A 23,686-nucleotide genomic window follows, 5' to 3' on the forward strand; every position below is an offset into this window, starting at 1 on the left:
TCATGCTGCACGTCGACCCGGCCGACCCCGACACCGTCGTCCTGTTCGACCTCGACGGCACCGTGACCGACAGTTTCGTCGGTATCACCACGTCGTTCCGACACGCGTTGACTCGGCTCGGCGAGCCGGTGCCGGACGAGGACTTCTGGCCGTCGATCGTCGGTCCGCCACTCGTCGAGTCCTTCGCCCTGCTCGGCATCGCGGGCGACCGTGCTGCCGACGGCGTCCGCGCGTATCGCGAGCGATACGACGTGACGGGCTGGCGGGAGAACGCCGTCTTCGACGGGATGGCCGAACTTCTCGCCGATCTCGCCGCGGCCGGGCGCATCACGGCGATCGCGACGTCGAAGAACGAGGTGATCGCGCGCAGGATCCTCGAGCACTTCGAGCTGGCCCGCGGATTCGCGACGATCTGCGGGGCCGACGACGCCGTGGGCCGCTCGGCGAAGGGCGACGTGATCGCCGAAGCCCTCCGTCGACTCGGCGTCAGTCCGACAGAACGGTCGATCGTCATGGTCGGTGACCGATCTCACGACGTCGACGGGGCCGCATCGTGCCAGGTCCCGACGATCGGCGTCGAGTGGGGCTACGCTCACGCAGGAGAGTTGGAGGCCGCCCACGACTGGTCGGGCGTCCCCGACGACAATAGGTGGATCGTCACCTCGGTCCCCCACCTGCGAAAGGTTCTCGGTGTCTGACATCGCGGCGGCCTCGGCCCTGCACATCTGTTTCGTCTGCTCGGGCAACATCTGTCGCTCGCCGATGGCGGAACTGATCTTCGCCCACGCGATCGCCGACGCCGGACTGACCGACCGTGTACGGGTGACCAGCGCCGGAACCGGCGGATGGCATGTCGGCGAGCCCGCGGACAACCGGGCCCGCACCGAACTCCTCGCGCACGGCTACTCCGACCGGCATGTGGCCGCGCAGCTCTCGCCCGATCATCTGTCGGCGGATCTGCTGGTCGTCGCCGACCGCGGTCACGTCGCCGAGCTCGAGCGCAAGCGTCTTGGCAACCGTGTCCGGCTGCTCCGCAGCTTCGACCCGGCGGCCGACGGCGCAGACCTCCCCGACCCGTACTACGGGACGCCGGACGACTTCGCGGAAGTCCGCGAACAGATCGAGGCGGCGATCCCCGGGCTGCTGGCGTGGACCCACGCGACGTTGGCCGAGCGCGCCGGTCAGTAACCTGGAGGGCGTGCGCGTCCTTCGTTCGTTCTTCAAACCCGGGTGGCTCCTGCTCGCGGTTTTTGTCGTGGCCTTCGCGGCCGCCTGTTTCGCGATCCTCGCGCCCTGGCAACTCGGGAAGAACAGCGACACCGAGCACCGCAACGATCTGATCCGCGCCGCCACCGGCACCGCGCCCGTACCGATCGACGAGTTGGCTCCGCCCGGCTCGTCGTTCGACGCCGACCACGAGTGGCGCGAGGTGACCCTTCGCGGCCGATACCTCGTCCAGGGCCAAGTTCTCCTGCGCTTCCGGTACTCGGACGAGCGTCCGGCCGTCGAAGCGTTGACGCCGTTCCAGATCAGCGGATCGGACCGGATCATCGTGGTGAACCGCGGGATCGTGCCGTCGTCGACGGACGGGACGTTCACGATTCCGACGCCGCCCGACGGGGATGTGACCATCTCGGCCCGCCTGATGAAGTCCGAGGGCACCAGCCCGGGCAAGGAACCTCGTGTCGAGAACGGCGCGGCGACCGCGTACACGATCGACACGGCACAGCTGGCGAAGACCACCGGCATGCGCCTGGAGTCGTTCTACGTGCAGTTGTCGCCCCAGCAGCCGGGTTCGCTCGGTGAGATCGAGCTGCCGCAGCTCGAGAGCGGGCCGTATCTCTCGTACGGATTGCAGTGGCTGGCGTTCGGCGTGATGGTGCCGCTGGGCGCCGGGTACTTCATCTACAACGAGGTGAAGGCGCGGCGCGCCAAGAAGGCGTCACCCGAGGTCGAGGCCGTCGACGAACCGGTGCCGACAGCGAAGTCGGAGCGCGAGCGCTTCCGGCGGGCGCTGCGCGAGACGGGCCAGAGGTCGGGGAACGACGTCTCCGCGAAGACCGTCGCGGGCGTCGGCGAGGGCGCCGCGGACTCGGCGTCAGACGACGCCGTCCGAGCGAAACTGGCCGCGCGCTACGGCAAGTGAGGCCGCGACCGCACTCGCCCGTTGGACCCGGCGCGACAGTCGCGTCGCGGCCCGCAGATCTGCGGCGAGCGGCGGTCGGCCGTCGCCCAGCGTCGGCCGGAGTTCGGTGCCGTGTGCGTAGACGGTCCGGCCGCCGAGCGTGATGCCGAGCGCTCCGGCGAACGCGGCTTCGACGACGCCCGCGTTGGGGCTCGGATGCGCCGCGGCGTCGCGTCGCACCGCGCGCCACACCGGCCCGGGTGCGCCGGAGAGGACGCCGACCAGGACCGCGGTGAGCCGCGCCGGAACGATGTTCGCCACGTCGTCGATCCGGGCCGACGCCCACCCGAACCGCTGGTAGCGCGGAGACCGGTAGCCGACCATCGCGTCGAGCGTGTTCGCGGCGCGGTATCCGAGCAGGCCGGGCGCTCCGGCGACCGCGCCCCAGAACAGCGGTGCGACGGTCGCGTCGGACGTGTTCTCGGCGATCGACTCGACGGCCGCCCGGCAGATCCCGGCCTCGTCGAGCAGGGTGGTGTCCCGTCCGACGAGCCCCGCGACGAGAGCCCTGGCTCCGGCGATGTCGCCCGCGTCGAGCGCGTCGGCGATGTCGTCGCCGATGGCGGCGAGCGACGTCCCGCCCAGTGCGGTGAACGTCGCGGCGGCCGTCCCGGCGGCGCCGGCCTTGCGGGCGACGATCCCGGCGCAGACGCCGATCCCGATCCCGGCGGCGGCGAACAGCGCACCCCGCAACCGCGAATCGGCGTATGTCGTCTTCTCGATCGCGGCGACGGTCGTGCCGAACAGCGCGACGGGGTGACCGCGCCGCGGGTCGGAGAACACTGCGTCGGCGACGGCCCCGGCGCTGATCCCGAGCGCGTCGGCGGTGAGCTGCATCCGGTGATCGTATCGGCCCGACTACGATGGTCCGACATGGCCGCCTCCCGTCCCGCCCCCTCCGCGGGAGTATTCGACATCTCCACCGGCACAGCGGAACTCGTGCCCAGCATCGACGGCGGTTGGCTGTTGTCGATCAACGGCGCGCAGTCGAGCCACATCGACCCCGAGAATCCCGACCAACTCGACTTCGAGTACATGCGGCAGGCGGCCGCCGCGATCGCCGACCGGTACCGCGACCGTGCGACTCCGCTGCGGGTGCTGCATCTCGGCGCCGCGGCCTGCGCGCTCCCCCGCCACCTGGCGCACGTCTACCCGCAGTCGCGACACGTCGCCGTCGAGATCGACGCCGAACTCGCGCGCCTGGCCCGTGAATGGTTCGACCTGCCCCGCGCGCCTCGACTGCGGATACGTGTCGGCGACGCCCGTGAGGTGACCGAGAGCCTGCTTCCGGGGACGCGCGACATCGTCATGCGCGACGCGTTCAGCGGCAGCGTGACGCCCGAGCACCTGACGACCGTCGAGTTCACGGAGGCCGTACGCCGGGTCCTCACGCCGGGCGGCCTCTACATCGCGAACTGCGGCGACCGTCGCGACCTGACATCGGTGCGGTCGGAGGTGTCGACGATCGGCGAGGTGTTCACCAACGTCGAACTGATCGCCGACCCGTCCATGTTCAAGGGGCGTCGGAGCGGCAACATCGTCGTCGTCGCGGGCGACGGTCCGCTCCCCGACTCGGCGGACCTCGAACGCACCCTCCGCAGCGACCCCGAACCGGCCCGCCTCATGACCGGCGCGTCGGCCCGGGCCTTCGGTTCCGGCCGCATCCGCCGCGACACCCCGGCCTAGACGCCGCGTCGTCAGACGAGGTAGTGCAGGTTCCCGACGATCGATTCGCCGAGTTCCCGATCGCCGTCGATCTCGACACGCGGGTCACCCGGTCTGCCGCCCGCGAGCCGCGTGTAGTCGGCGAGGCTGACCCGCAGCGTCACGTCGGCACGACTGTCGAGCGCGGGAACGATCGCCGCCCGTTCGGTCACCGCGATGTGGACCTGTTCGGGGACGAGGCCGGTGAAGTCGACGGTCACCGTCCGCCCGGACGGGACCCGCGCCTTCTTCCCGATCACATACGGCAGGTTGTGAACGAACTCGTCGAGGGTGAACCGCGCGGGCGCCGGATCGGACGGTTCACCCAGGTCGAGCGCGTCGCGGATGTCGAGTTCGTGGACCCAGCAGTCGAAGTTCCGGACGCGGATGAACCGTCCGTAGCTCTCCGGACCCACCGGGGTGACCGAGTCGGCGTTCCACGCGTCGTCGTCCATCGCGCGGAGGTCGGCGAGCCGCTTGGCCGTGACGGAGCGGTAGTCGGCCATCACCTCGTCGCGGGTGAGGGCTCGGTAGTGGTCGAGCCAGTTCTCATTGAGGACACCGATCGGATTCACCACGTGATCCAGCTCGGACACGTCGCGGATCGGGGTCACCTCGCGGCCGTCGAGCATGTTCTCAGTGCCGATGACATGGGCGACGATGTCGCCGACGGTCCATCCGGCGAGTCCGCTGTCGGCGTTCCACTGATCGTCGGACAGGGGCGAGACGAGCTGATCGATGGTCGTCCATTGTGCTTGGAGCGCATCGATGAGCGGGGTCTTGTCGACGATTGTCTTCACGGGTGCGAGCCTTCCGAATCCGGTGTGGTGACGTGACGTGAGAGTAGCCGCGAACACTGTGCCGTGACGGGAGAATCCGGTTTGGGACACGCCGCGGACACCGGCTACTGTGCCAGAGGACGTCTCGACGTCGCGCGCGTATAGCTCAGCGGTAGAGCTCTGGTCTTACACACCAGCGGTCAGGGGTTCGAATCCCTTTGCGCGCACCGTATGTCATCTGAGCAGGTCTCCAGCGCGCGACCTGCGCCATCGGCGCGCCTCCCAGTATCGTTGCCCGAGACTCGAGCAGCGGAGGGAGGATCCGATGACCAAGGCGAGACGCTTGTGCATCGTGACGACGTTGTTCGCGGCGGCGGCCGCGATTCTGTGGGCGGTCGGCCGAGCCGACGCCTCCATGTACGGTGTGATCGCGCTGTCGGTCGGGCTGATGATCATCGCGTTGCCGTTCCTCGGCTACCTCAGTGTGTTGTGCGTGATGCTCGGCGACGGATTCCCGACATCGCCGATCACGCATGCGGCTATCGGCGCCGCGGTCGTCTCCCCGATCCCGGTGTTCGTCATCGGGCAGGCTGCGGGTCTGCTCGTCGCGGGGACCACCGGCTGGCATCCATACGTCGTGCCACCGCTCGCCGCCCTGGCCTCGCTTCTCGTGACGGCCGTGATCCTCGGGTTCGCGGTGTTCACGACGGAGACGTTCCGCTGACGGGGCGCGCGGTCAGCGGAGCGCGTCGATGCGGGATGCGACGTCGGCGGCGGTGGCCGGGACACGACCGTTGAGGTTGAGGCAACTGGCGACGAGGTCGACTTCGGCGGGAGTCAACCGGGCCGACAGCGACGGCGGGTTCGACAGTGCGGCACGGATCGCGAGCACCGGCTGCGACGTCGGGATGGGACCGAACACGCCCGTTCCCGCGAGGACGTAGTGCAGGCAGGCGCCCAACGACCAGATGTCGGTCGCCCGCGTCGGCAGGCCGCCTGCCAGCAGTGACGGGTCGATGTATTCGACGGATGCCGGCTGCACGAAGCTGGTCAGCGGCTCGTCGGCGGCCAACACGCGAGACAGCCCGAGGTCGCAGATCCGTCCGCCGCCGTCGGTGAGCATCACCGACGACGGGGTCACGTTTCCGTGCGCGATCCCGGCCTCGTGCAGATCGTGGACGCCGCGCGCAGCATCGGCCAGGGCCGCCAACCCCGCGTCGCGGTCGAGGCGGCCCGACGCCGGTTCGGCGAGGGAGCCGTTCGGGAAGTACTCCATCGCGTACATGAACTGCTCCTGGAGCAGTGCGTCGTACAGTTTCGCGAGGTAGGGCGACTGGACGGCGGCGAAGGCCCGAAGTTCTCGCACGCCGCGCCGGTACGCGTCGTCGCTGCAGACGCCGCTGAACACCTTGACCACCACACGATCGTCGGGCAGGCCGAGCCGCGCGGGCGGTCGAGCCAGGAAGAACGTCCCGTTGCCCGCATCGCCCATGCGGCGGACGACGGTGAAGTCGGCGAGCATCGTCGCCCGGTCGGGTGTGTCCATGTCAGTTACCCCTCCACGCTGCGGCCGGCCGACGCCGGCACATCGTTGCCGAACTTCTGCGATATCCGATCGCCGAGGCCCTCTTCGCTGACCTCGGTGCCGTCGAACACTCCGAACGCGGCGTCGCTGTCGACGACGCCGAGCACGTCGTCCGACTCCGTGCCGACACCGCGTTCGGCGACGTCGACGCGCACTCCCAACGCCGCGACGGGTTTGAGGTCGGCGAGCATCCGTCGCCGCGACGACGAGGTCTCCACGAGCAGGTCCCGCCGTGTGCGCACGGCGATCTCCGACGCGATCACGACCGCGGTCCGACCGCTGCGGTCGTCCTGCGCCCGGCACACCAGACGGCCGCCGAGCCCCCGGACGCGGGCTTCGTCGACGAGCATCACCGGTGCGACCGTCAGCGCGAGACCGGTCTCCCGCGCGGACCCGTCCAGGACGATCAGGTCGGGCGAACTGGTGTCGGCCATCGCCTCGAGGTCGGCGACCGGGTCGATCGTGAAGCGGCACAGCACCGACGTCGACGCGGCGTCGGTCAGCCGGGTCGCCAGCGTGTTGAGCTTCTCGATCGCGGCCGCCATCGCGGCGAAATCGGGCACAGCGAACGACGACGCGTCGGCGCTCGACTCCTTCGGAAGCACACCGGCGACGATCACGTCGGCGCCCGCACCCGTCGCCAGCAGACCGGCGTGGCGCTTCGCCAGCTCGTCGACGTCGGGCGAGAGGTCCCCGATCACCATCATCACCCGCGTCGCCGACCCGGCGGTCAACGCGCGGCGTTCGAGCGCCTCGATGTCCTTCTCGATCACCTTCGGCGGGTAGATCACCGACAGCAGCGGCCCCGCCATCGCGGTCGTGACAAGCGCCATCACCACCATCATCGCGAACAGTTCGTCGCTGAGGACCCCGAGTTCTCGTCCGGCGGTGAGGATCACGAGTTCGGTGAGACCGCGCGTGTTCATCAGCACCGCGATGGCGGCCGACTGCCGCGGCGGCATGTTCGAGGTCCGGGCGCCGAAATAGGCGCCGAGGAACTTGCCGACACACGCCACGGCGATCACGGCGAGCAGTTGCAGCCAGCCGGTTCCGTGAATGCCGCCGAGGTCGACACCGAGCCCGGTGATGACGAAGAACATCGGCAGCAACAGGAGCACCACCGCCTGTTCGATGCGTTCGAGGATCTCGCGGATCAACTGCTCGCCGCCTGCCTTGGGCATCACGACACCGAACACGAATGCGCCGATGATCGAGTGGACGCCGATCCAGTCGGTGACCGCCGACGACAGGAAGATGCCGATCAGCACCACCGCGAGCAGGTCCGCGGGGAAGCCGGACGAGCGGTTGCGCCACGTCAGCAGTTTCGCCAGAAGCGGCCGGACCACGCCGAACATGATCGCCGTGTACACGATGGTGAGGCCGACCGTCGTAGCCACCTTGGTCGGGCTGCCGCCCTGGATGATCGCGATGATCAACGCCAGGGTGCTCCACGCGATGATGTCGTCGACGGCGGCCGCGGCGAGACTGAACGCGCCGACCGCGGTGCGCTGCATGCCGCGGTCGGTCAGGATGCGCGCGAGCACGGGGAACGCCGTGATCGACATGGCGATGCCGAGGAAGAGACACATGCCGAGCTTGTCGATCGGCATGCCGTCGACCGTGCCGTGGGACGAGTACAGCAGCAGGCCGAGACCGACGCCGAGCGCGAACGGCAGGACCACCGAGCACACCGAGATCGTCGCCGCCGCCCGGCCTCGACCGCGGACGAGGCGCATGTCGAGTTCGAGGCCGACGATGAACATGAACAGGACGAGGCCCACTTGGGCGATCGCGTTCAGGAGGGGACGGACGTCCGTCGGGAACAGCCACGTCGACGGGTCGCCCGGTAACAATCCGAGCAGGCTGGGGCCGAGGGCGATGCCCGCGACGATCTCACCGACGACGGGCGGCTGCTTCATCGCCTGCGCGATGCGACCGCCGATCCGGGCCGCGGCGATGACGACGGCGACATCGGCCAACAGGAACATGGTGCTGTGCGCGGACATCAGATCCTCGCGTGCGGCGACTCGAAGGTCAGGACCCGGTTGCCGAGTCGGATCCGCGCGCCCGGCGCCAGACGGCGCGGCTGTTTCGGCGGCACCTGCATCTCCACCGCGCCGATCCCGGGATCGACGACGTAGGTCCCGTTGATCGACCCCAGGTCGACGACGAACACGTCCCAGTCGACGAGCCTGATCTCCAGGTGACGGCGCGAGATCGTGTCGGTGTCGTCGACGAGCGCGATCGTCTTCGGTTCACCCGGCTGCAGTCCTTCGGGTCTGCTCGACGCGACGCGCCCGATCACGATGTCGGCGTCGAGCGAGAACACCTCGCCGGTGTCGAGCAACAGCCAGCCCAGAGCCGGCCGCTCCCCCATCACCGGGATGTTCGTCTGCTGCTCCATGCGGATGCCGCAGGCGCCGCAGATCCAGCCCGCGGGGTGATTGAGGTGCCCGTTGACGCATCGCACACCCAACACCTGCGGCTTGGGCTTCGGCGTCGGCACGGCGGACACCGGTCTCGGTATCAAGGTGTCCGGCTTCGCGAGCGGTGGGCGCGACGGCGCAGGCGGACGGGGTTGAGCCGGGTTCGACACCGGAGGACGCGGGCGTGGCGCGGGACGCCCCGCGGGCCGGTCGACCGGAGGCAGCGGGGCGCGTGCGGGCGGACGCGCCTTGTCCAGGGCCGGCCGCGCCGCCGGCGTCTCCGGATCGGACCGCAGCGACGAACTGACGAACGGCCGGATCGCCTGCTGTGGCGTCGACTCCGGCATCCGCCCGGGCGTCGGCTTCTCGACGATCTCGGTGACGGGCATCTCTGGCATGGCCGCGGTGGACGGCGCGTCGTCGTCGGCCGGAGCCGACTGTCCCTTCGATTTCCGGTACTCGGCGAGTTCCCGCTTCACCCGTTCGATCGCCGCGTTGTAGAAGGCCGTCGCACCGGACACCTCCGGCGAATGCAGACGTGCGCCCGCCGCGGGCACCATGCCGTCGACGAGCGCGAACCGCTCCTCGCCGATCGGATCGGCGACGGCGTCGCCGACGAACAGGCCCAGACCCATGAACGGCCACTGGACGGACTGCTCGAACGGGCGGCCGCCCTCCGGAGCCACGCGGCGCCCGTCGAGTTCGCCGAAGACGTCGCCGCGCAGATACACCATGATTCCCGCATCACCGGGCGCGGCGAACGCGATGTCGACGTCGTCCAGTCCGCTGTCGTCGACGAGTGTGGCGACGGCACGGGTCAACGCGTGTCCGGGCGTCCCGCTCAACGCGATCACGTCGTCGGCCAGCGCCGCAGACCCCGCGCCGAGCACGCACAAGATCCCCGGCTTGCGGATGACGAGTCCGGTTCCGGGGATCAGCGACACCCGTGCCTGGTCACGATCGTCATCGGTCATACGAAGCTGCCCCCTCGGAATCGCTGCCGCGGGAAGACTATCCGCAACGGGCCGTTGAGCACGAAGAACACGATCAGCCAGGTGGTGACGAATTGGATGACGAACGCCGGCGTCGGCGGCAGATACCCGTCGGGCATCACGAACTTGAGGACCAGCCACAGCACGACGCCCTCGTTGATCCCGGTGAGCAGCGTGAACAGGGTCGGCCAGTCCTTCTCCCACCGGAACTGTTGGATGGCGTGGTAGATCAGCTCCCAGACGACGCCGATCGCGATCATCACGGTGAGCACCACGTAGGCGACGCGATAGTTGTCGGAGACGGACGCGCCGGTCGGCAGCACCGGCGCGACGATCGCCGTCCACAGTCCGCCGACGACGAGTCCGACGAGGACTCGCAGTTGAAGGCGTCCGTTCAGGGTCGGCAGCATTCAGTCCACTCCCTTGCTGCGCGCCCAACGCCACCACTGCTTCACCGAGCGCGCCGACGTGAGGCGCTCGCAGAAGCCGTCGGCGGCGACCGCGTCGCCGATCTCCTGCGCCGCGATCTGGAGCCCGAGGAACGTGTCGACGCCGGGGAAGTAGCCGCCGAGGGTGGCCGTCCCCGAGCAGAAGACCTTCCCGTCGCCGTTGCGAGTTCCGCGAAGTTCGAAGTCGCGTTCCACGTCCATCCGCCCGAGCGGATTGAGTCCGGCTCCGGTGTGGTCGAGAAGGTCGGCGAGCAGTCGATGCTCGCGGACATCGGCCTGCAGGCCAGTGCAGTCGATGACGAAGTCGGCGTGGATCTCGCGTATCCCACCCGGCCCGGACTGCTGCTGGATCGGGGCGTGCGGGTCGATTCGGACGCCCGCGATCACCCCCTGGCGACCGGTCGCGGGCCGCAGCGTCTCGGCCGTGCCGACGACCACCTGGTAGAAGCCCTCGGCGCGACCCCGCTTGAGCTGCCGCTGCCAGTCCTTGCGGATCGGCGTGTTGGTGCCCGAGATCTCTTTGTACAACGCGAGTCGGTCGTAGCCCTCGAGCTTGGACATCCGCGCCTTGAGCTGACCTCCCCACACCGACTTCGGGTAGTTGAAACCCTGGTAGGCCCAGCCGTGACTGCCCGGGCGGCGCATCGTCAACCGTGGTCCGTGAGCCTTGTCGACGTAGGTGCGGAACAGGTGGACGATCTGCGTCTGCAGTCCGTACGTGTCACGGTCGTCGATCAGCCGCTGCAGGACGCGCGAGGCGACGATGCCCGCACCGCGGATGATGACCGTGCCGGGTCGCGCGCGCAGCGAATCGTAGATCACCTCGTGCGGCTCGTACGCGTTGACGACCCGGGCGGTGTCGCCGTACGTCTCACGGTACTTCTGCAGGTCGGGGAGCAGTTTGATGCCCGGGTAGCCGATCGCGACGTGCACATAGCGGCTGCGGAACGCGACGCGTTTGGTCCGCGACGTCCCCGCTTTCGGGGTGAACAGCGTGAAGTAGCCGCCGCCGGACCGGCGTCGCACCATGCGGACCTGGCCGTTGTGCAGCGACCGGTAGTAGTCGATGCGCTTGGCCTCGGCCTCCATCGACTCGAACGCGTGACCCGCCCTCGGCGTGTAGTAATTCGCGATGATCGGTTCGGTGAGGACGTTCCACAGTGGGCCGATCGTCTTGTCGGCCCACGCCTCACGCACCGCGTACGACGGGAAACCCCACAGATTGTCCGGCATGGACTGCGAGTCCGAACGCAATCGTTCGTGCCGTGGAATCTGCGAACAGCGGGTCAAATACTCGTACGAACGCCAGGGCACGTCCTGCGGTCCGAGCACCGCGATCTGATCGGCCGGAACGCCGCACACCCTCAGATAGTCGACGGTGACGAACGATCCGATGCCCGATCCGACCGTGACGAACGGTACGTCGACGATCGGGATCCCGGCGGCCTCGACCATCCGATCGGTCCAGAAGTCGGTGTTGATGAGTTGATCGTTCAGGTCTCCGCGCGCGGGCAGCACCGGCGGCGGGACCTGGCCCCGCCGGGGAATGTGCGCGCCGCGTCCTGGTGGACCGCCCGGCCTCGGCGGAGGGGCCTGACGGCCGACCGTGATGTCCCCTTGCATAGTGAATCGATTATCCAGCCCGCATGACGGACTTCAGGAATCCGTCCACGGAAATCACCCCTTCGTACGACTCCCCCGAGCGCCTGTCTACGGCGTCGCGCGGACACGGTCGGCCAGTGCAGCTCGCAATGCCCTGACCTCAGCCGTCAACACAGCTATCGCCTCCTGCGTCTCGTCCTTGGCCGCGTCGACCTCGTCGTCGATGGCCCCGACAAGCCAGGACGCGAAAATCCCGGTCACGACGCCGAGGAGCGCAATGCCCGCGATCATCAGGACAACCGCGACACATCTGCCCGTCGTCGTGACGGGGAACGTGTCGCCGTAGCCGACTGTCGTCATGGTCGTGATCGCCCACCACATGCCGTCGCCGATTCCGTCGATCGACGACCCCGCCAGCCCGCGTTCGGCGTCGGTGATCGCCAACGCCGCGATCACGAGCAACGACACCGCCCCGCCGATCGCGTAGACGACGGCTTTACCCCGCAGCGAGCGCGAACTCGCACGATTGAGCACCGACAGGAGGGCCAGCAGGCGCAAGAGACGCAATGGGCGCAGTAGCGGGAGGGTGAGCGTCGTGAGGTCGAACAGGTTCGACCTCACGAACACCCAGCGGCGCGGACTCAGCCAGAGCCGGACACCGTAGTCGACGACGAACAGCGCCCACACCAGTCCGACGATCACCGAGCACGCGACATCGACCTCGGGGTGAAGGTCTGGTTCGACGATCGGCGCCGCGTACGCGATCAAGAACACCACGGCCGAGACGACTAGCGGCCACTCGACCGCGGCGCCCACCGATCGAACCGCGACTGTTCATCCATGACGACGAGTCTGAACCGTCGACGATCCGGGCCCTAGTCGTGCGGTCGGCCCTTCCCTCGAGCGGATGACAGGATTCGAACCTGCGTTCACGGTTTTGCAGACCGCTGCTTGACCACTCAGCCACACCCGCGAGCGCCCCCACTGTCGCAGAACCACGACCGCCGGTCGAGGGTTTCGCCCACCGGCGATCAAAATCGGCCGATTCGTCCGACGAGGTCTCGATCGAGACCGTTCCGCAACCCGCGGCAGGTTGAAACAGATGAGACTCCTGTTATCTACTGAGATTATTGTGACTACTCAGAAGAAGCTTCCGGTCCGTGCCACCACCATGCGACGCCGCGTGCGGCTGACCGCGGGCGTGGTCGGCGCTCTCGCCGCGCTGTCCGCGGCATTCGTCGCACCCGCATCGGCCGCGCCGGTGACGCCCACGGTGCCGGAACCGTCGATCGGCGACCTCATCGACAGCGCGGGCCGGATCCTCCAGGAGCTGCCCATCGATCAGAACGGCAGCGGCGGATACGACCTGCAGTCCATCTTCAATCTCCTCGTCCCGCAGTCGCCCGACCAGAAGACGCCGCAACAGCAGGCGGTGCCGACCGGGGACCGCCGCACCTCGTGCACCCAGGTGACGCAGATCGGCGACTCCACCTCCGTCGGCATCGACAGCGCGTCGAAGGTGACCGATCCCGCGGATCGTCTGACCGCGCAGTTCACGCGCGTCGGCGCGACCGACGTGGTGCTCGACGCGTCCGGCGGACGGTCGATCGTCGAGAAGGTCGACGGCGAGCCCAATGCCGTCGACGCCGTCACCGCACAGCTCGCTTCCGGCCGACGAGGCTGCTGGGTCATCGCCATGGGCGTCAACGATGCCGCGAACATCGCCGTCGGCAGCACCGTCGACGCCGACGCACGCATCGACCGCATCATGTCCAAGCTGACCGGACTCGACGTCCTGTGGCCCACCGTCATGACGTCGAACCCGAGCAACAAGGCGTACGCACCGGACAACATGCGGAAGTTCAACGCCGCGCTGCAGCGGGCCACCACTCGCTACCCCAACCTGAAGGTGTACGACTTCGCATCCGAGACCCAGGACTCCTGGTACGTCGACGGCATTCACTACAACGCGACCGGAATCGTGCAGCGCAACCGGCTCTTCGCGACAGCGCTCGCCACCGCCTTCCCGTCCTGACCAGGCCCGCCGCGGGCAGTCCGTGACAAATCACACGTCACGGGCTGCCCGTTTCGCGCGTCATCCGGTCACGTGAATGACAGGTCCACCCCCGACGACGACCTATGATGAAACGTCGACGCCGCCGCCCATCGACGACGGGCGGGACGGCCACGACCACTTCGAGCGGCCACGACAGGCCGCGGATCGTCCTACCGCTTCAGGGGGTGCCGCGCGGACATGCCACGTCCAACGCACAACGAATCGTCCTACCTGCCGGGGCTCGACGGCATTCGCGCCGTCGCGGTCACCGTGGTCCTGCTGTACCACTTGCAGGTCCCCGGATTCGGGGGCGGACTTCTCGGCGTCGGCGTGTTCTTCACCCTGAGCGGCTACCTCATCACGTCACTGCTGATCGCGACGCGCGAACGCACGGGAGGACTCAACCTCAAGACGTTCTGGCTGCGCCGCGCTCGTCGCCTGCTGCCGGCCGTCGTCCTGGTCCTCGTCGCGACCCTCGTCACGACCGCTGTCGTGATCCCGGACAAGCTCGGCACGTACGCCGGGCAGGCCCTCAGTGCGCTGTTCTACGTCAACAACTGGCACACGATCCTGTCGAACACCTCGTACTTCGACCGGTTCGGCGGCCCCAGCCCGCTGAGCCACATGTGGTCGCTCTCGATCGAGGAGCAGTTCTACATCGTCTGGCCGCTCATGCTCGCGCTGTTCTACCTGGTCCTGCGGATGCGCTGGCTCATCAGCCTGGTCACGGTCGGACTCGCGCTCGGGTCGTTCTACCTGCTGACGACCCTCGCGGAGACCGGCTTCGACAACACCCGCGCCTACGAGGGCACCGACACCCGCGCGGGGGCGCTCCTCCTCGGCGCGGCCCTGGCCTTCTGGTGGCCCGCCCGCGCGCGGACCGTGACCCACAACCAGCGGTGCGTGCTCGACGTCGCAGGCATCGCGGGTCTCGCGGGCATCGTCTACCTGTGCATGTCGACGACCGACAACTCCCTGGAACTCTACGACTGGGGCATCGCCGTTCTGACCGTCGCGACGATGGGTGTGCTCGTCGCGGCAGTCACCCCGTCGACGCTCGTCGCGACCGTCCTGAGCATGCAGCCGTTCCGCTGGATCGGCGAACGGTCGTACGGCATCTACCTGTGGCACATGCCCCTCGTCGCATTCCTGCCCGGCCTGATCCGCGGCGGATCGCCACTGATCAGCTCGATCGTCGTGGTCACAGCGACCCTCGTGATCGCATCGCTGTCATGGCGGTACGTCGAGGACCCGATCCGGCGATACGGCTTCCGAGCCGCCCTCACCACTCCCCGACGACACGAGGACACTCTCCGAGCCGCGCTGCTCGGCACCGCGGTGACCGTCGGAACCACTCTCGCGCGACCCTTCCGGAAGTCGCAGCCACGCCCCGAGCCGACGACTCCCGACGTCGACGAACCCGCAGACCTCCCCACCGAGGAGCTTCCGATGGCAGACGAAACAACTCCCTCCGTGACGGCCTGGGACCCGGCGTCGTCGTCGGTCGTCGAACCCGCGCCGCTGCGCGAAGAGCCGGTGGACGTGGTGCTGCGCACGCCGATCGTCGAGGAGGCCGTCGACCTGGCCGTCGCCGAGGACGCACCCGAGCCGCCGAACGAGACACCTGCGTCCGGAGGCTCGCACGAGCCGTCGTCCGCCGACACCGTGCGTTTCCGCGTGCCGACCGGGGTGACGGTGCTGTCGAAGGCTCCGAGCGTGCTCAACCTGGCACCGAAGGAACCCGAGGCTCCCGCGGCCGACGAGACGCCGACCGTCCGGGTCGCGCCCGTCACCCAGACCGAGCATACCGACACGGCCGTGCCGCCGCCGTCCGCTCCGCCCGCACCGGCTGCCGAGCCACAGGACCAGTCGGAGCCCCGCCGCTCGCCGATGCGCGCGGTGGTCGCGACGCTCGTCGTCCTCGGCCTTGCCGTCGGCTCGATGGTCGCCGTGTCGAAGCTGAATCCCGACCTTCCGATCGTGTCGGCGCTGTACAAGTCCGAGTCCACCGACAGCGGCATCGACGACGAGATCGCCGACCTCGCGGGCCCCACGCCCGAACGCCACGGCCCCACCCTGCCCGCCGACCAGCGGCGGACCAAGTGCACCACCGTCATCCACGTCGGCGACTCGACGTCGATCGGCATGAACGACCCCGGCATGCAGCCGAACGTGGCACTGCGCCTCGAGGGGCGGTACAAGTCGGTCGGCGCGAAGACGTACATCGGCGACGTCGTCGGCGGACGGTCGAGCATGGAACGCGTCAACGATCAGCCGAACGCCACCGAGTCGATCGAGTCGGCGTTGGCGCGGGGCGTCCGCGGCTGCTGGGTGATCGCGATGGGCATCAACGACACCGCCAACGTCGAAGTGGGCGGCGTCGGTCCCGTCGACATGCGCATCGACAACCTCTTGAAGCCGCTCGCCGGACAACCCGTCCTGTGGCCCACCGTCGTGACGAACTCCCTCAACGAGAACCCGGCCTACAACAACGGCGCGATGCGCAACTTCAACCGGGCACTCGTCCGGGCGTGCAAGCGCTACCCGAACCTGCGCGTGTACGACTGGGCGGGCGAGGTCCATCAGGACTGGTTCCTCGACGGGGTGCACTACACGCAGGCGGGTTACGTCGAGCGGGCCCGCCGCTTCGCGGTCGCCCTCGCCACGATGTACCCGGCCACCGACCTGCCCCCGGCAGGCTGCGTCCTCAAGTCGACGACCGACGTGGCCGCGCCCCAAGCCTGAGGCCGCCGATCTCTCTCGACACGACCGTGCAGGTCAGGCGCGAGAAGCGAGGGCGGCGTCCCAGGTCTCGGTGGTGCGGGCCTCGCCCGGCCCGACCATCGCCGAATACTCGATGAGGCCGTCGCGGGAGACGAGGAACGTTCCGCGGTTGGCGAAGCCCCGTTCGTCGTCGAGCACGCCGTAGGCGCGGGCGACGTCGCCGTGCGGCCAGAAGTCCGACAGGATCGGGAACAGATAGCCCTGCGCCGCCGACCACACCTTGTGGGTGGGAGGCGGTCCCACCGACACCGCGACCGTCGTGAGGGAGTCGTCGTCGAACTGCGGCAGATGGTCGCGGATGTGGCCCAGCTCCCCTTCACACGTTCCGGTGAAGGCGAGCGGGAAGAACACGATGAGGACGTCGCCCTTCTCGCGCAGGGACGACAACGACACGCGTCGGTTGTTCTGGTCGCGGAGTTCGAACTCCGGCGCGACGGTTCCGACGGGCAGCGGCCGGGCGGCGACACTCGGAGGCGTCGTCATGCGCGTTTGCCCGACCGAGCCTTCGGAGTGACGAGGCGCGCACCGGTCCAGTCACCGAGGCTGGTCACCGACGTCTGAGTGAGGCCCGCCGTCGGGGCCGACTCGGCGATCACCGCGGGGTCGACATGACCGTCGCGGCCCGTCTTCGGCGACAGCACCCAGATGTATCCGCCCTCGGCGAGCGGCCCGATCGCGTCCATCAGCGCGTCCACGAGGTCGCCGTCGTCGTCACGCCACCACAGGATCACTGCATCGACGACGTCGATCGCGTCCTCGTCGAGCATCTCCGCGTCGATCGCGTCTTCGATGTCGGCCCGCAGGTCGTCATCGGTGTCTTCATCCCAACCGCGCTCCTGGATCACCATTCCGTTGGTGAATCCGAGCTTGCTCGCCCTGTCGTCCGTGGCGGCTACCACCGCGTGTGTCCTCCCGTTCGTGCTGACATCATGTCGTTCACCCGGTGTTCCGAGCGAAACTCAGATCAAGACTAGAGGGTCGACGGGCATCCCGACAGTGCACGGCCGGTGTTTCGTCGCCGAATTCGGTTCCGCGGCCACCGATTCACTTCGTCGGCAGGAATTCGGTGCACTTGTCGAGCGCGGCGGTGCGGTGCGTTCCCCATGTCGTGGCGGCGGCGTTCAGACCGCCCATCTGCTTGGCCTGGATGCGTTCGGCGAGGTCGGCCGAACTGTCGACGAACTTGTTGACGACCGCGACGAGGTCGGCGGGCGTCGACGGGGATATCGCCTTGCGGACCACGTCCGCGCCGGTCGTGAGAGTGTCCGCGGCCCACCGGTCTTCGGACGTCATCTTGGCGTACGACTGCACACTGTTGAGCTTGGTGATGAAGACGTTGTAGTCGCGGACCATCGCACCCGCCGAGGTGATCACGTTCCGGCACACCTGCACGGCCGCGATCTTCTCCAACTCGGAGCGTTCGGCGGTCTGCACGGTGGTCGTGGCGGTGCCGGTGGACGCCGACTGGGCCGACGATGTCGGTTCCACCGTGATGGTCTTGTCCGAGCACCCGGTCACCAGGGTGGACGCGAGAATCACGACGGCAGCACCGACGACGACGCGCACGAGCATGTGGGCCACTCCCCCGGACAAGAGACGAATGGCTCGATGTTACCGCACAGTAGAACGTGTGTCTCATTACATCCACTGCCACGGGGCGTGATTTGCGGCACGATGGAAGCAGGTGTCCGCGAAATCCTCGCGGACCCGAATCGATCCAGCCGTCACACCCCCGACGGCCACGCAGCGAGCCAGCCGACCTGTCTCCGGCTCGCCTACGAGAATGGTGGATTTGTGACCGACCAGACCACGAGCGGCCCCATCGACACGTCGACGCGCACCAGCCGCGTCGAAGTGATCCGAGACGGCGTCGCCTCGTACCTCGCCGACATCGATCCGACAGAGACCGACGAATGGCTCGAGTCGTTCGACGCGATGCTGTCGGCAGCCGGGCCCGAACGCGCTCGCTACCTGATGCTGAGGATGCTCGAACGCGCCGACGACAAGCGCGTCGCCCTCCCCCCGCTGACGTCGACGGACTACGTGAACACGATCCCGACCGACCTCGAGCCGGAGTTCCCCGGCGATGAGGACGTCGAACGTCGATTCCGCGCCTTCATCCGGTGGAACGCGGCGATCATGGTGCACCGAGCACAGCGGCCCGGCATCGGAGTCGGCGGCCACATCTCGACGTACGCGTCGTCGGCGTCGTTGTACGAGGTCGGTTTCAACCACTTCTTCCGCGGACCGGACCATCCCGGCGGCGGCGATCAGATCTTCGTCCAGGGCCACGCGTCGCCGGGCGTCTATGCGCGAGCCTTCCTCGAGGGCCGCATCGACGAGCACCGAATGGACGGCTTCCGTCAGGAGCACAGCCACGCCGGGCTCGGAGGCGGCCTTCCGTCGTATCCGCACCCGAGGCTGATGCCCGACTTCTGGCAGTTCCCGACGGTGTCGATGGGCCTCGGCCCGATGAACGCCATCTACCAGGCCCGTTTCAACCACTACCTCCACGACCGGGGGATCAAGGACACGTCCGACCAGCACGTGTGGGCGTTCCTCGGCGACGGTGAGATGGACGAGGCCGAGTCGCGTGGTCTGGCGCACGTCGCCGCCACCGAAGGCCTCGACAACCTGACGTTCGTCATCAACTGCAATCTGCAGCGCCTCGACGGCCCGGTCCGCGGCAACGGGAAGATCATCCAGGAGTTGGAGTCGTTCTTCCGTGGCGCGGGCTGGAACGTCATCAAGGTGGTGTGGGGCCGCGAGTGGGACGCGCTGTTCCACGCCGACCAGGACGGCGCCCTCGTCAACCTGATGAACAAGACGCGCGACGGCGACTTCCAGACGTACCGCGCAAACGACGGCCAGTTCATCCGCGAGAACTTCTTCAACCGCGATCCGCGGACCAAGGCACTCGCCGACAAGCTCAGCGACCAGGACATCTGGCAGCTCAAGCGCGGCGGCCACGACTACCGCAAGGTGTACGCGGCATACAACGCCGCGATGAACCACAAGGGTCAGCCGACCGTCATCCTGGCGAAGACGATCAAGGGGTACACCCTCGGCAAGCACTTCGAGGGACGCAACGCGACGCACCAGATGAAGAAGCTGACGCTCGACGACCTGAAGGCCTTCCGCGACACGTCGCGCGTGCCGATCACGGACGCGCAGCTCGAAGCCGATCCGTACCTGCCGCCGTACTACCACCCCGGAGCGGATTCGCCCGAGATCCAGTACCTGCTGGATCGTCGCCGTGCCCTCGGCGGGTCGCTCCCGTCGCGTCGCACCACGACCATCCCGCTGCATCCGGACACGTCGAAGGCCGTCGCCGCGACCGCCAAGGGATCGGGCAACCAGCAGGTCGCCACGACGATGGCGCTGGTCCGCATCTTCAAGGAGCTCCTCCGCGACAAGGAGATCGGCAAGCGCATCGTGCCGATCATCCCCGACGAGGCGCGCACGTTCGGCATGGACTCGTGGTTCCCGACGCTGAAGATCTACAACCGCAACGGTCAGCAGTACCGATCGGTCGACGCCGAGCTGATGCTCGCCTACAAGGAGTCGGCGCAGGGACAGATCCTGCACGAGGGCATCAACGAGGCCGGCTCGACGGCCAGCTTCACCGCGGTCGGGACGTCGTACGCGACGCACAACGAGCCGATGATCCCGCTGTACATCTTCTACTCGATGTTCGGCTTCCAGCGGACGGGCGACGGATTCTGGGCGGCCGCCGACCAGATGGCGCGCGGCTTCGTGATCGGCGCGACCGCGGGCCGCACCACCCTCACCGGTGAGGGTCTGCAGCACGCGGACGGCCATTCGCCGTTGATCGCGGCCACGAATCCGGGTGTCGTCTCGTACGATCCGGCCTTCGGCTACGAACTGTCGGCGATCATCGACAACGGTCTCACCCGCATGTACGGCGACGATCCCGACGACGTGTACTTCTACATCACCGTCTACAACGAGCCGATCACGCAGCCCGCTCGGCCCGACGATCTCGACGTCGACGCGCTCATCAAGGGCGGGTACCTGTTCCGCAAGGGCGTCGAGGGCAAGTCGCACCGCGCGAGCATCCTCGTCTCCGGTGTGACGATGGGCGACGCCCTTCGCGCACAGGATCTGCTGGCCGACGAGTGGGACGTCTCCGCCGACGTCTACTCGATCACGTCGTGGTCGGAGCTCGCCCGCGACGGAATCGACGCCGATCGCGGCGAACTGCGGGATCCGACGCAGTCGCGCACCCCGCATCTGACGAGCCTGCTGGCCGGTTCGTCGGGTCCGACGGTGGCCGTGTCCGACTACATGCGCGGCGTTCAGGAGCAGGTCCGGGCCTACGTCCCCGGCACCTATCTGACACTCGGTGCGGACGGCTTCGGATTCTCCGACACCCGTCCCGCGGCGCGCCGGTTCTTCAACATCGACGCCGAGTCGATCGCGGTCGGCGTTCTCGTCGGACTCGCCCGTGACGGTGAGATCGACCGTTCGGTCGCCGCCCGGGCCGCCGACACCTACCAGATCACCGATGTCACGGCCGCCCCCGAGCAGACCAGCGACCCCGGCGTCGCCTGATCCGTTCCAGCCTCGACGGCGTCGTCCCTCGCGGGACGGCGCCGTCGTCGTTTCACTCGCTCTCCGAAACACGGTCGGGGCACGAGCGCGGGCGTGGGGACGGCCGCGTAGGCGCAGGAAGCGCCTAGATTGGAGGCGTGCCTGATCAAGAGCTCCCGACCAGTGAGGCGCTGGCCGCCAGCGACGCGTCCGACGTGCTCGACCGCAGTCGGGGTGCGCACGTGCCCGCGCCTGCGACGGTCCACGACGCGCTGCCGGACGCGCTGCTGCGCAGGATGAAGCTGTACAGCGGACGTCTCGCGACCGAGGCTGTGCACGCGATGTCCGAGCAGCTCCCCTACTTCACCGAGTTGGACGCCGGGCAGAAGGCCAGCGTGCAGCTCGTCGTTCAGACCGCGGTCGTGAACTTCGTCGAATGGATCCAGGACCCCGAAGGCAACGTCAAGTTCACCGTGCAGGCGTTCCAGGTGGTGCCCCAGGACCTGGCGCGTCGCGTCACCCTGCTGCAGACCGTCGAAATGGTCCGCGTGGCGATGGAGTTCTTCGAGAAGTGGCTCCCGTTGCTCGCCCGCAACGACGTCCAACTGCGCGCGCTCACCGAGTCCGTGCTGCGGTACGGCCGCGAGATCGGGTTCGCCGCGGCCGCGATCTACGCGTCGGCCGCCGAGTCGCGCGGCGCGTGGGACTCCCGCATGGAGGCCCTCGTCGTCGACGCCGTGGTCCGCGGCGACGAAGGCGCGCAGCTCCTCTCGCGCGCGGCCGCGCTCAACTGGCCCAGCGACACGCAGGCCACCGTCATCATCGGCACTCCGCCGCCCGAGCAGAACGTGTCGGTCCCCCTCGCGATCCACAACACCGGCAAGCAGCACGACCGCGCGACCCTGTCGGTCGTGCAGGGCAGCACTCTCGTCGCGATCGTCGGCGGGGCGCTCGGCGCCACCGACCGATTCCTCACCGATCTCCTCGATCACTTCGCCGACGGCGCCGTCGTCGTCGGGCCGACGATGCCGAACCTGACGGCCGCGCACGTCTCCGCCGTCGAAGCCCTCGCCGGAGCCGACGCCGTCGCGGGCTGGCCGAGCGCACCTCGCCCCGTCCACAGCTCCGATCTGCTCCCCGAGCGCGCCCTCAACGGCGACCAGGCCGCTGCCCGGATGCTGACCGACACGCTCATCGCCCCCCTCGGCGGCGAAGGCCAGACCCTGCAGACCACTCTCGAGGCGTACCTCGACGCGGGCGGATCCATCGAATCGTGCGCGCGGGAACTGTACATACATCCCAACACTGTGCGATATCGACTAAAAAAGGTGACCGACGTCACTGGACGTGACCCAGGTAACCCGAGGGATGCTTACGTACTCCGAGTGGCACTGACAGTCGCCCGACTGTCACGAATTCAGCAACAATCAACACGAACTGTCACGTGAGTCACAGCGGTTAACAACATTTCCGAACAAAGCCCCTGCTCCGAGAAAATTTTCCGACCAGCAGTAACAGATCACGGCGAGGTGACGATGAGGATGCCACTCAACAGTCATTTGTAGAACCCCTACAAATATCGCCGTTCAGGTTCATACAACTCAACACCCACGAGAGGCGTGCCGAGGGTGTTGTCTTGTCACGTGCTTTCGTTGCTTGCGCCCGGACAGGGCTCTCAGACACCCGGCATGCTCACCGAATGGTTGGAGCTGCCCGGTGCGCGTGACCGCGTCTCCGCATGGTCGGAGACCGTCGGTCTCGATCTCGAGCGACTCGGCACCGTCGGCACCGCCGAGGAGATCACCGACACCGCCGTCACGCAGCCGCTGGTGGTCGCCTCCGCGCTCCTCGCGTACGAGGAGCTGAGGAACCGCCACGGGGAACTCCCCACCGACGCCATCGTCGCCGGCCACTCCATCGGCGAACTCGCGGCCGCCGCGATCGCCGGAGTCATCACCGACGACGAGGCCGTGCTCCTCGCCGGAGTGCGCGGCAGCGCGATGGCGAAGGCCTGCGCCGTCGAAGAGACGACGATGGCCGCCGTCCTCGGCGGCGACGAGACCGCCGTCCTCGCCCGCCTGGCCGAACTCGACCTCATCCCCGCCAACCGCAACGCCGTCGGACAGATCGTCGCCGCGGGCGCGGTCGCCGCGATCGACGAGCTCGTCGCGAACCCGCCGGAGAAGGCCCGCATCCGCAAGCTGGCCGTCGCGGGCGCCTTCCACACGCGGTACATGTCGCCCGCCCGCGACGCCGTCGCCGAAGCCGCGGCCGGCATCACTCCCCACGACCCGCGCCGCACGCTGCTGTCGAACTCCGACGGCGCGGCGGTCACCGACGGCGCGATCGCCCTCGCCAAGCTCGTCGACCAGGTCACCAGCCCGGTGCGCTGGGACCTGTGCTCGGCGACGATGCGCGACCAGGGCGTCGACGCGATCGTCGAACTCGCGCCCGGCGGAGCCCTCACCGGCATCGCCAAGCGCGAACAGAGAGGCGTGCCCTCGCGCGCCGTCAAGGTCCCCGCCGATCTGGAGGACCTCCCAGGACTTGGATGACGGCCGGACACACCC

Annotated in this window: 21 protein-coding genes and 2 tRNA genes; 11 read left to right on the plus strand and 12 right to left on the minus strand. The window is 68.4% G+C overall.

Going from position 1 to position 23,686, the window contains the following annotated elements:
* Positions 1–2: 2 nt before the first annotated feature.
* Genes GYB83_RS19305 through GYB83_RS19315 form a run of 3 tightly spaced genes read left to right on the plus strand, consistent with a single transcriptional unit; the run spans position 3 to position 2,146 of the window.
* The gene (locus GYB83_RS19305) at positions 3–698 is read left to right on the plus strand and encodes an HAD hydrolase-like protein (RefSeq protein ID WP_161896937.1); all 696 of its coding nucleotides are present in this window, start codon (positions 3–5) and stop codon (positions 696–698) included.
* Positions 691–1,188 carry a low molecular weight protein-tyrosine-phosphatase gene (locus GYB83_RS19310; protein ID WP_228461629.1) on the plus strand — a complete coding sequence of 166 codons (498 nt, stop codon included), beginning with the start codon at positions 691–693 and terminating at the stop codon, positions 1,186–1,188. The genes GYB83_RS19305 and GYB83_RS19310 overlap by 8 nt, the downstream gene beginning before the upstream one ends.
* Positions 1,189–1,198: 10 nt before the next feature.
* A complete protein-coding gene (locus tag GYB83_RS19315) occupies positions 1,199–2,146 on the plus strand; it encodes an SURF1 family cytochrome oxidase biogenesis protein (RefSeq protein WP_161896938.1) in 948 nt (315 codons plus the stop codon).
* Here the strand turns inward: GYB83_RS19315 and GYB83_RS19320 are convergent.
* Positions 2,099–3,022: a cobalamin biosynthesis protein gene (locus tag GYB83_RS19320; RefSeq protein WP_161896939.1), complete on the minus strand. Its 924-nt coding sequence runs from the start codon at positions 3,020–3,022 to the stop codon at positions 2,099–2,101. The two genes, GYB83_RS19315 and GYB83_RS19320, sit on opposite strands and share 48 nt — an antisense overlap.
* A gap of 36 nt (positions 3,023–3,058) precedes the next feature.
* Here GYB83_RS19320 and GYB83_RS19325 point away from each other — a divergent pair, with 36 nt between their 5' ends.
* On the plus strand, positions 3,059–3,871 hold the full coding sequence (locus tag GYB83_RS19325; RefSeq protein WP_161896940.1) for a spermidine synthase: 813 nt from the start codon (positions 3,059–3,061) through the stop codon (positions 3,869–3,871).
* Between the two features lie 11 nt (positions 3,872–3,882).
* Here the strand turns inward: GYB83_RS19325 and GYB83_RS19330 are convergent, their stop codons facing one another.
* On the minus strand, positions 3,883–4,689 hold the full coding sequence (locus GYB83_RS19330; RefSeq protein WP_161896941.1) for a maleylpyruvate isomerase family mycothiol-dependent enzyme: 807 nt from the start codon (positions 4,687–4,689) through the stop codon (positions 3,883–3,885).
* Positions 4,690–4,823: 134 nt separating this feature from the next.
* Here GYB83_RS19330 and GYB83_RS19335 point away from each other — a divergent pair.
* Together GYB83_RS19335 and GYB83_RS19340 are read left to right on the plus strand one after the other, a co-directional pair.
* Positions 4,824–4,895: transfer RNA gene (locus tag GYB83_RS19335), tRNA-Val, on the plus strand.
* A gap of 98 nt (positions 4,896–4,993) precedes the next feature.
* Positions 4,994–5,392 carry a hypothetical protein gene (locus GYB83_RS19340; protein WP_161896942.1) on the plus strand — a complete coding sequence of 133 codons (399 nt, stop codon included), beginning with the start codon at positions 4,994–4,996 and terminating at the stop codon, positions 5,390–5,392.
* A gap of 12 nt (positions 5,393–5,404) precedes the next feature.
* On the opposite strand, the gene GYB83_RS19345 is transcribed toward GYB83_RS19340, so the two are convergent.
* The 7 genes from GYB83_RS19345 to GYB83_RS19375 form a co-directional block, all read right to left on the minus strand.
* A complete protein-coding gene (locus tag GYB83_RS19345; protein ID WP_161896943.1) occupies positions 5,405–6,214 on the minus strand; it encodes a protein kinase domain-containing protein in 810 nt (269 codons plus the stop codon).
* 5 nt (positions 6,215–6,219) lie between these two features.
* Positions 6,220–8,259, minus strand: a complete 2,040-nt coding sequence (locus GYB83_RS19350) for a cation:proton antiporter domain-containing protein (protein ID WP_161896944.1) — start codon at positions 8,257–8,259, stop codon at positions 6,220–6,222.
* Positions 8,259–9,653, minus strand: coding sequence for an FHA domain-containing protein (locus tag GYB83_RS19355; RefSeq protein ID WP_161896945.1), 1,395 nt, complete (start codon positions 9,651–9,653; stop codon positions 8,259–8,261). Before GYB83_RS19355 ends, GYB83_RS19350 begins: the two co-directional genes overlap by 1 nt.
* Positions 9,650–10,081 carry a hypothetical protein gene (locus GYB83_RS19360; protein WP_161896946.1) on the minus strand — a complete coding sequence of 144 codons (432 nt, stop codon included), beginning with the start codon at positions 10,079–10,081 and terminating at the stop codon, positions 9,650–9,652. The genes GYB83_RS19355 and GYB83_RS19360 overlap by 4 nt, the downstream gene beginning before the upstream one ends.
* On the minus strand, positions 10,082–11,743 hold the full coding sequence (locus GYB83_RS19365; RefSeq protein WP_371865251.1) for an FAD/NAD(P)-binding protein: 1,662 nt from the start codon (positions 11,741–11,743) through the stop codon (positions 10,082–10,084). It abuts the gene before it with no gap.
* 87 nt (positions 11,744–11,830) lie between these two features.
* Positions 11,831–12,538, minus strand: a complete 708-nt coding sequence (locus GYB83_RS19370; RefSeq protein ID WP_161896947.1) for a potassium channel family protein — start codon at positions 12,536–12,538, stop codon at positions 11,831–11,833.
* Positions 12,539–12,624: 86 nt separating this feature from the next.
* Positions 12,625–12,695: transfer RNA gene (locus tag GYB83_RS19375), tRNA-Cys, on the minus strand.
* Positions 12,696–12,854: 159 nt separating this feature from the next.
* Between GYB83_RS19375 and GYB83_RS19380 the strand changes: the two genes are divergently transcribed.
* Together GYB83_RS19380 and GYB83_RS19385 are read left to right on the plus strand one after the other, a co-directional pair.
* Positions 12,855–13,757 (plus strand): SGNH/GDSL hydrolase family protein, encoded by a 903-nt coding sequence (locus tag GYB83_RS19380; RefSeq protein WP_228461631.1) that lies wholly within the window; start codon positions 12,855–12,857, stop codon positions 13,755–13,757.
* A 219-nt stretch (positions 13,758–13,976) separates the two neighbouring features.
* A complete protein-coding gene (locus GYB83_RS19385; protein ID WP_161896948.1) occupies positions 13,977–16,523 on the plus strand; it encodes an acyltransferase family protein in 2,547 nt (848 codons plus the stop codon).
* Between the two features lie 33 nt (positions 16,524–16,556).
* Here the strand turns inward: GYB83_RS19385 and GYB83_RS19390 are convergent, their stop codons facing one another.
* From GYB83_RS19390 to GYB83_RS19400, 3 genes are all read right to left on the minus strand, one after another.
* On the minus strand, positions 16,557–17,045 hold the full coding sequence (locus tag GYB83_RS19390; RefSeq protein WP_161896949.1) for a peroxiredoxin: 489 nt from the start codon (positions 17,043–17,045) through the stop codon (positions 16,557–16,559).
* Entirely contained in the window at positions 17,042–17,461 is a 420-nt protein-coding gene (locus GYB83_RS19395) for a DUF3052 domain-containing protein (protein ID WP_161896950.1), read from the minus strand. Before GYB83_RS19395 ends, GYB83_RS19390 begins: the two co-directional genes overlap by 4 nt.
* Positions 17,462–17,606: 145 nt before the next feature.
* On the minus strand, positions 17,607–18,134 hold the full coding sequence (locus GYB83_RS19400; protein ID WP_161896951.1) for an Rv2240c family protein: 528 nt from the start codon (positions 18,132–18,134) through the stop codon (positions 17,607–17,609).
* 222 nt (positions 18,135–18,356) lie between these two features.
* Between GYB83_RS19400 and aceE the strand changes: the two genes are divergently transcribed.
* From aceE to GYB83_RS19415, 3 genes are all read left to right on the plus strand, one after another.
* A complete protein-coding gene (gene aceE / locus GYB83_RS19405; RefSeq protein WP_228461633.1) occupies positions 18,357–21,137 on the plus strand; it encodes a pyruvate dehydrogenase (acetyl-transferring), homodimeric type in 2,781 nt (926 codons plus the stop codon).
* Positions 21,138–21,307: 170 nt separating this feature from the next.
* Positions 21,308–22,564 carry a PucR family transcriptional regulator gene (locus tag GYB83_RS19410; protein ID WP_161897613.1) on the plus strand — a complete coding sequence of 419 codons (1,257 nt, stop codon included), beginning with the start codon at positions 21,308–21,310 and terminating at the stop codon, positions 22,562–22,564.
* A gap of 195 nt (positions 22,565–22,759) precedes the next feature.
* Positions 22,760–23,671, plus strand: a complete 912-nt coding sequence (locus GYB83_RS19415; RefSeq protein WP_161896952.1) for an ACP S-malonyltransferase — start codon at positions 22,760–22,762, stop codon at positions 23,669–23,671.
* The last annotated feature ends 15 nt before the right edge of the window (positions 23,672–23,686 follow it).

It is taken from the genome of Gordonia spumicola, assembly GCF_009932475.1.
GTDB classification, from domain to species: domain Bacteria; phylum Actinomycetota; class Actinomycetes; order Mycobacteriales; family Mycobacteriaceae; genus Gordonia; species Gordonia spumicola.

Coding starts and splice junctions, on each gene's coding strand:
- GYB83_RS19305 (WP_161896937.1), top strand. CDS start 3: ATGCTGCACGTCGACCCGGCCGACCCCGACACCGTCGTCCTGTTCGAC.
- GYB83_RS19320 (WP_161896939.1), bottom strand. CDS start 3,022: ATGCAGCTCACCGCCGACGCGCTCGGGATCAGCGCCGGGGCCGTCGCC.
- GYB83_RS19325 (WP_161896940.1), top strand. CDS start 3,059: ATGGCCGCCTCCCGTCCCGCCCCCTCCGCGGGAGTATTCGACATCTCC.
- GYB83_RS19340 (WP_161896942.1), top strand. CDS start 4,994: ATGACCAAGGCGAGACGCTTGTGCATCGTGACGACGTTGTTCGCGGCG.
- GYB83_RS19345 (WP_161896943.1), bottom strand. CDS start 6,214: ATGGACACACCCGACCGGGCGACGATGCTCGCCGACTTCACCGTCGTC.
- GYB83_RS19350 (WP_161896944.1), bottom strand. CDS start 8,259: ATGTCCGCGCACAGCACCATGTTCCTGTTGGCCGATGTCGCCGTCGTC.
- GYB83_RS19355 (WP_161896945.1), bottom strand. CDS start 9,653: ATGACCGATGACGATCGTGACCAGGCACGGGTGTCGCTGATCCCCGGA.
- GYB83_RS19360 (WP_161896946.1), bottom strand. CDS start 10,081: ATGCTGCCGACCCTGAACGGACGCCTTCAACTGCGAGTCCTCGTCGGA.
- GYB83_RS19365 (WP_371865251.1), bottom strand. CDS start 11,743: ATGCAAGGGGACATCACGGTCGGCCGTCAGGCCCCTCCGCCGAGGCCG.
- GYB83_RS19385 (WP_161896948.1), top strand. CDS start 13,977: ATGCCACGTCCAACGCACAACGAATCGTCCTACCTGCCGGGGCTCGAC.
- GYB83_RS19390 (WP_161896949.1), bottom strand. CDS start 17,045: ATGACGACGCCTCCGAGTGTCGCCGCCCGGCCGCTGCCCGTCGGAACC.
- GYB83_RS19400 (WP_161896951.1), bottom strand. CDS start 18,134: ATGCTCGTGCGCGTCGTCGTCGGTGCTGCCGTCGTGATTCTCGCGTCC.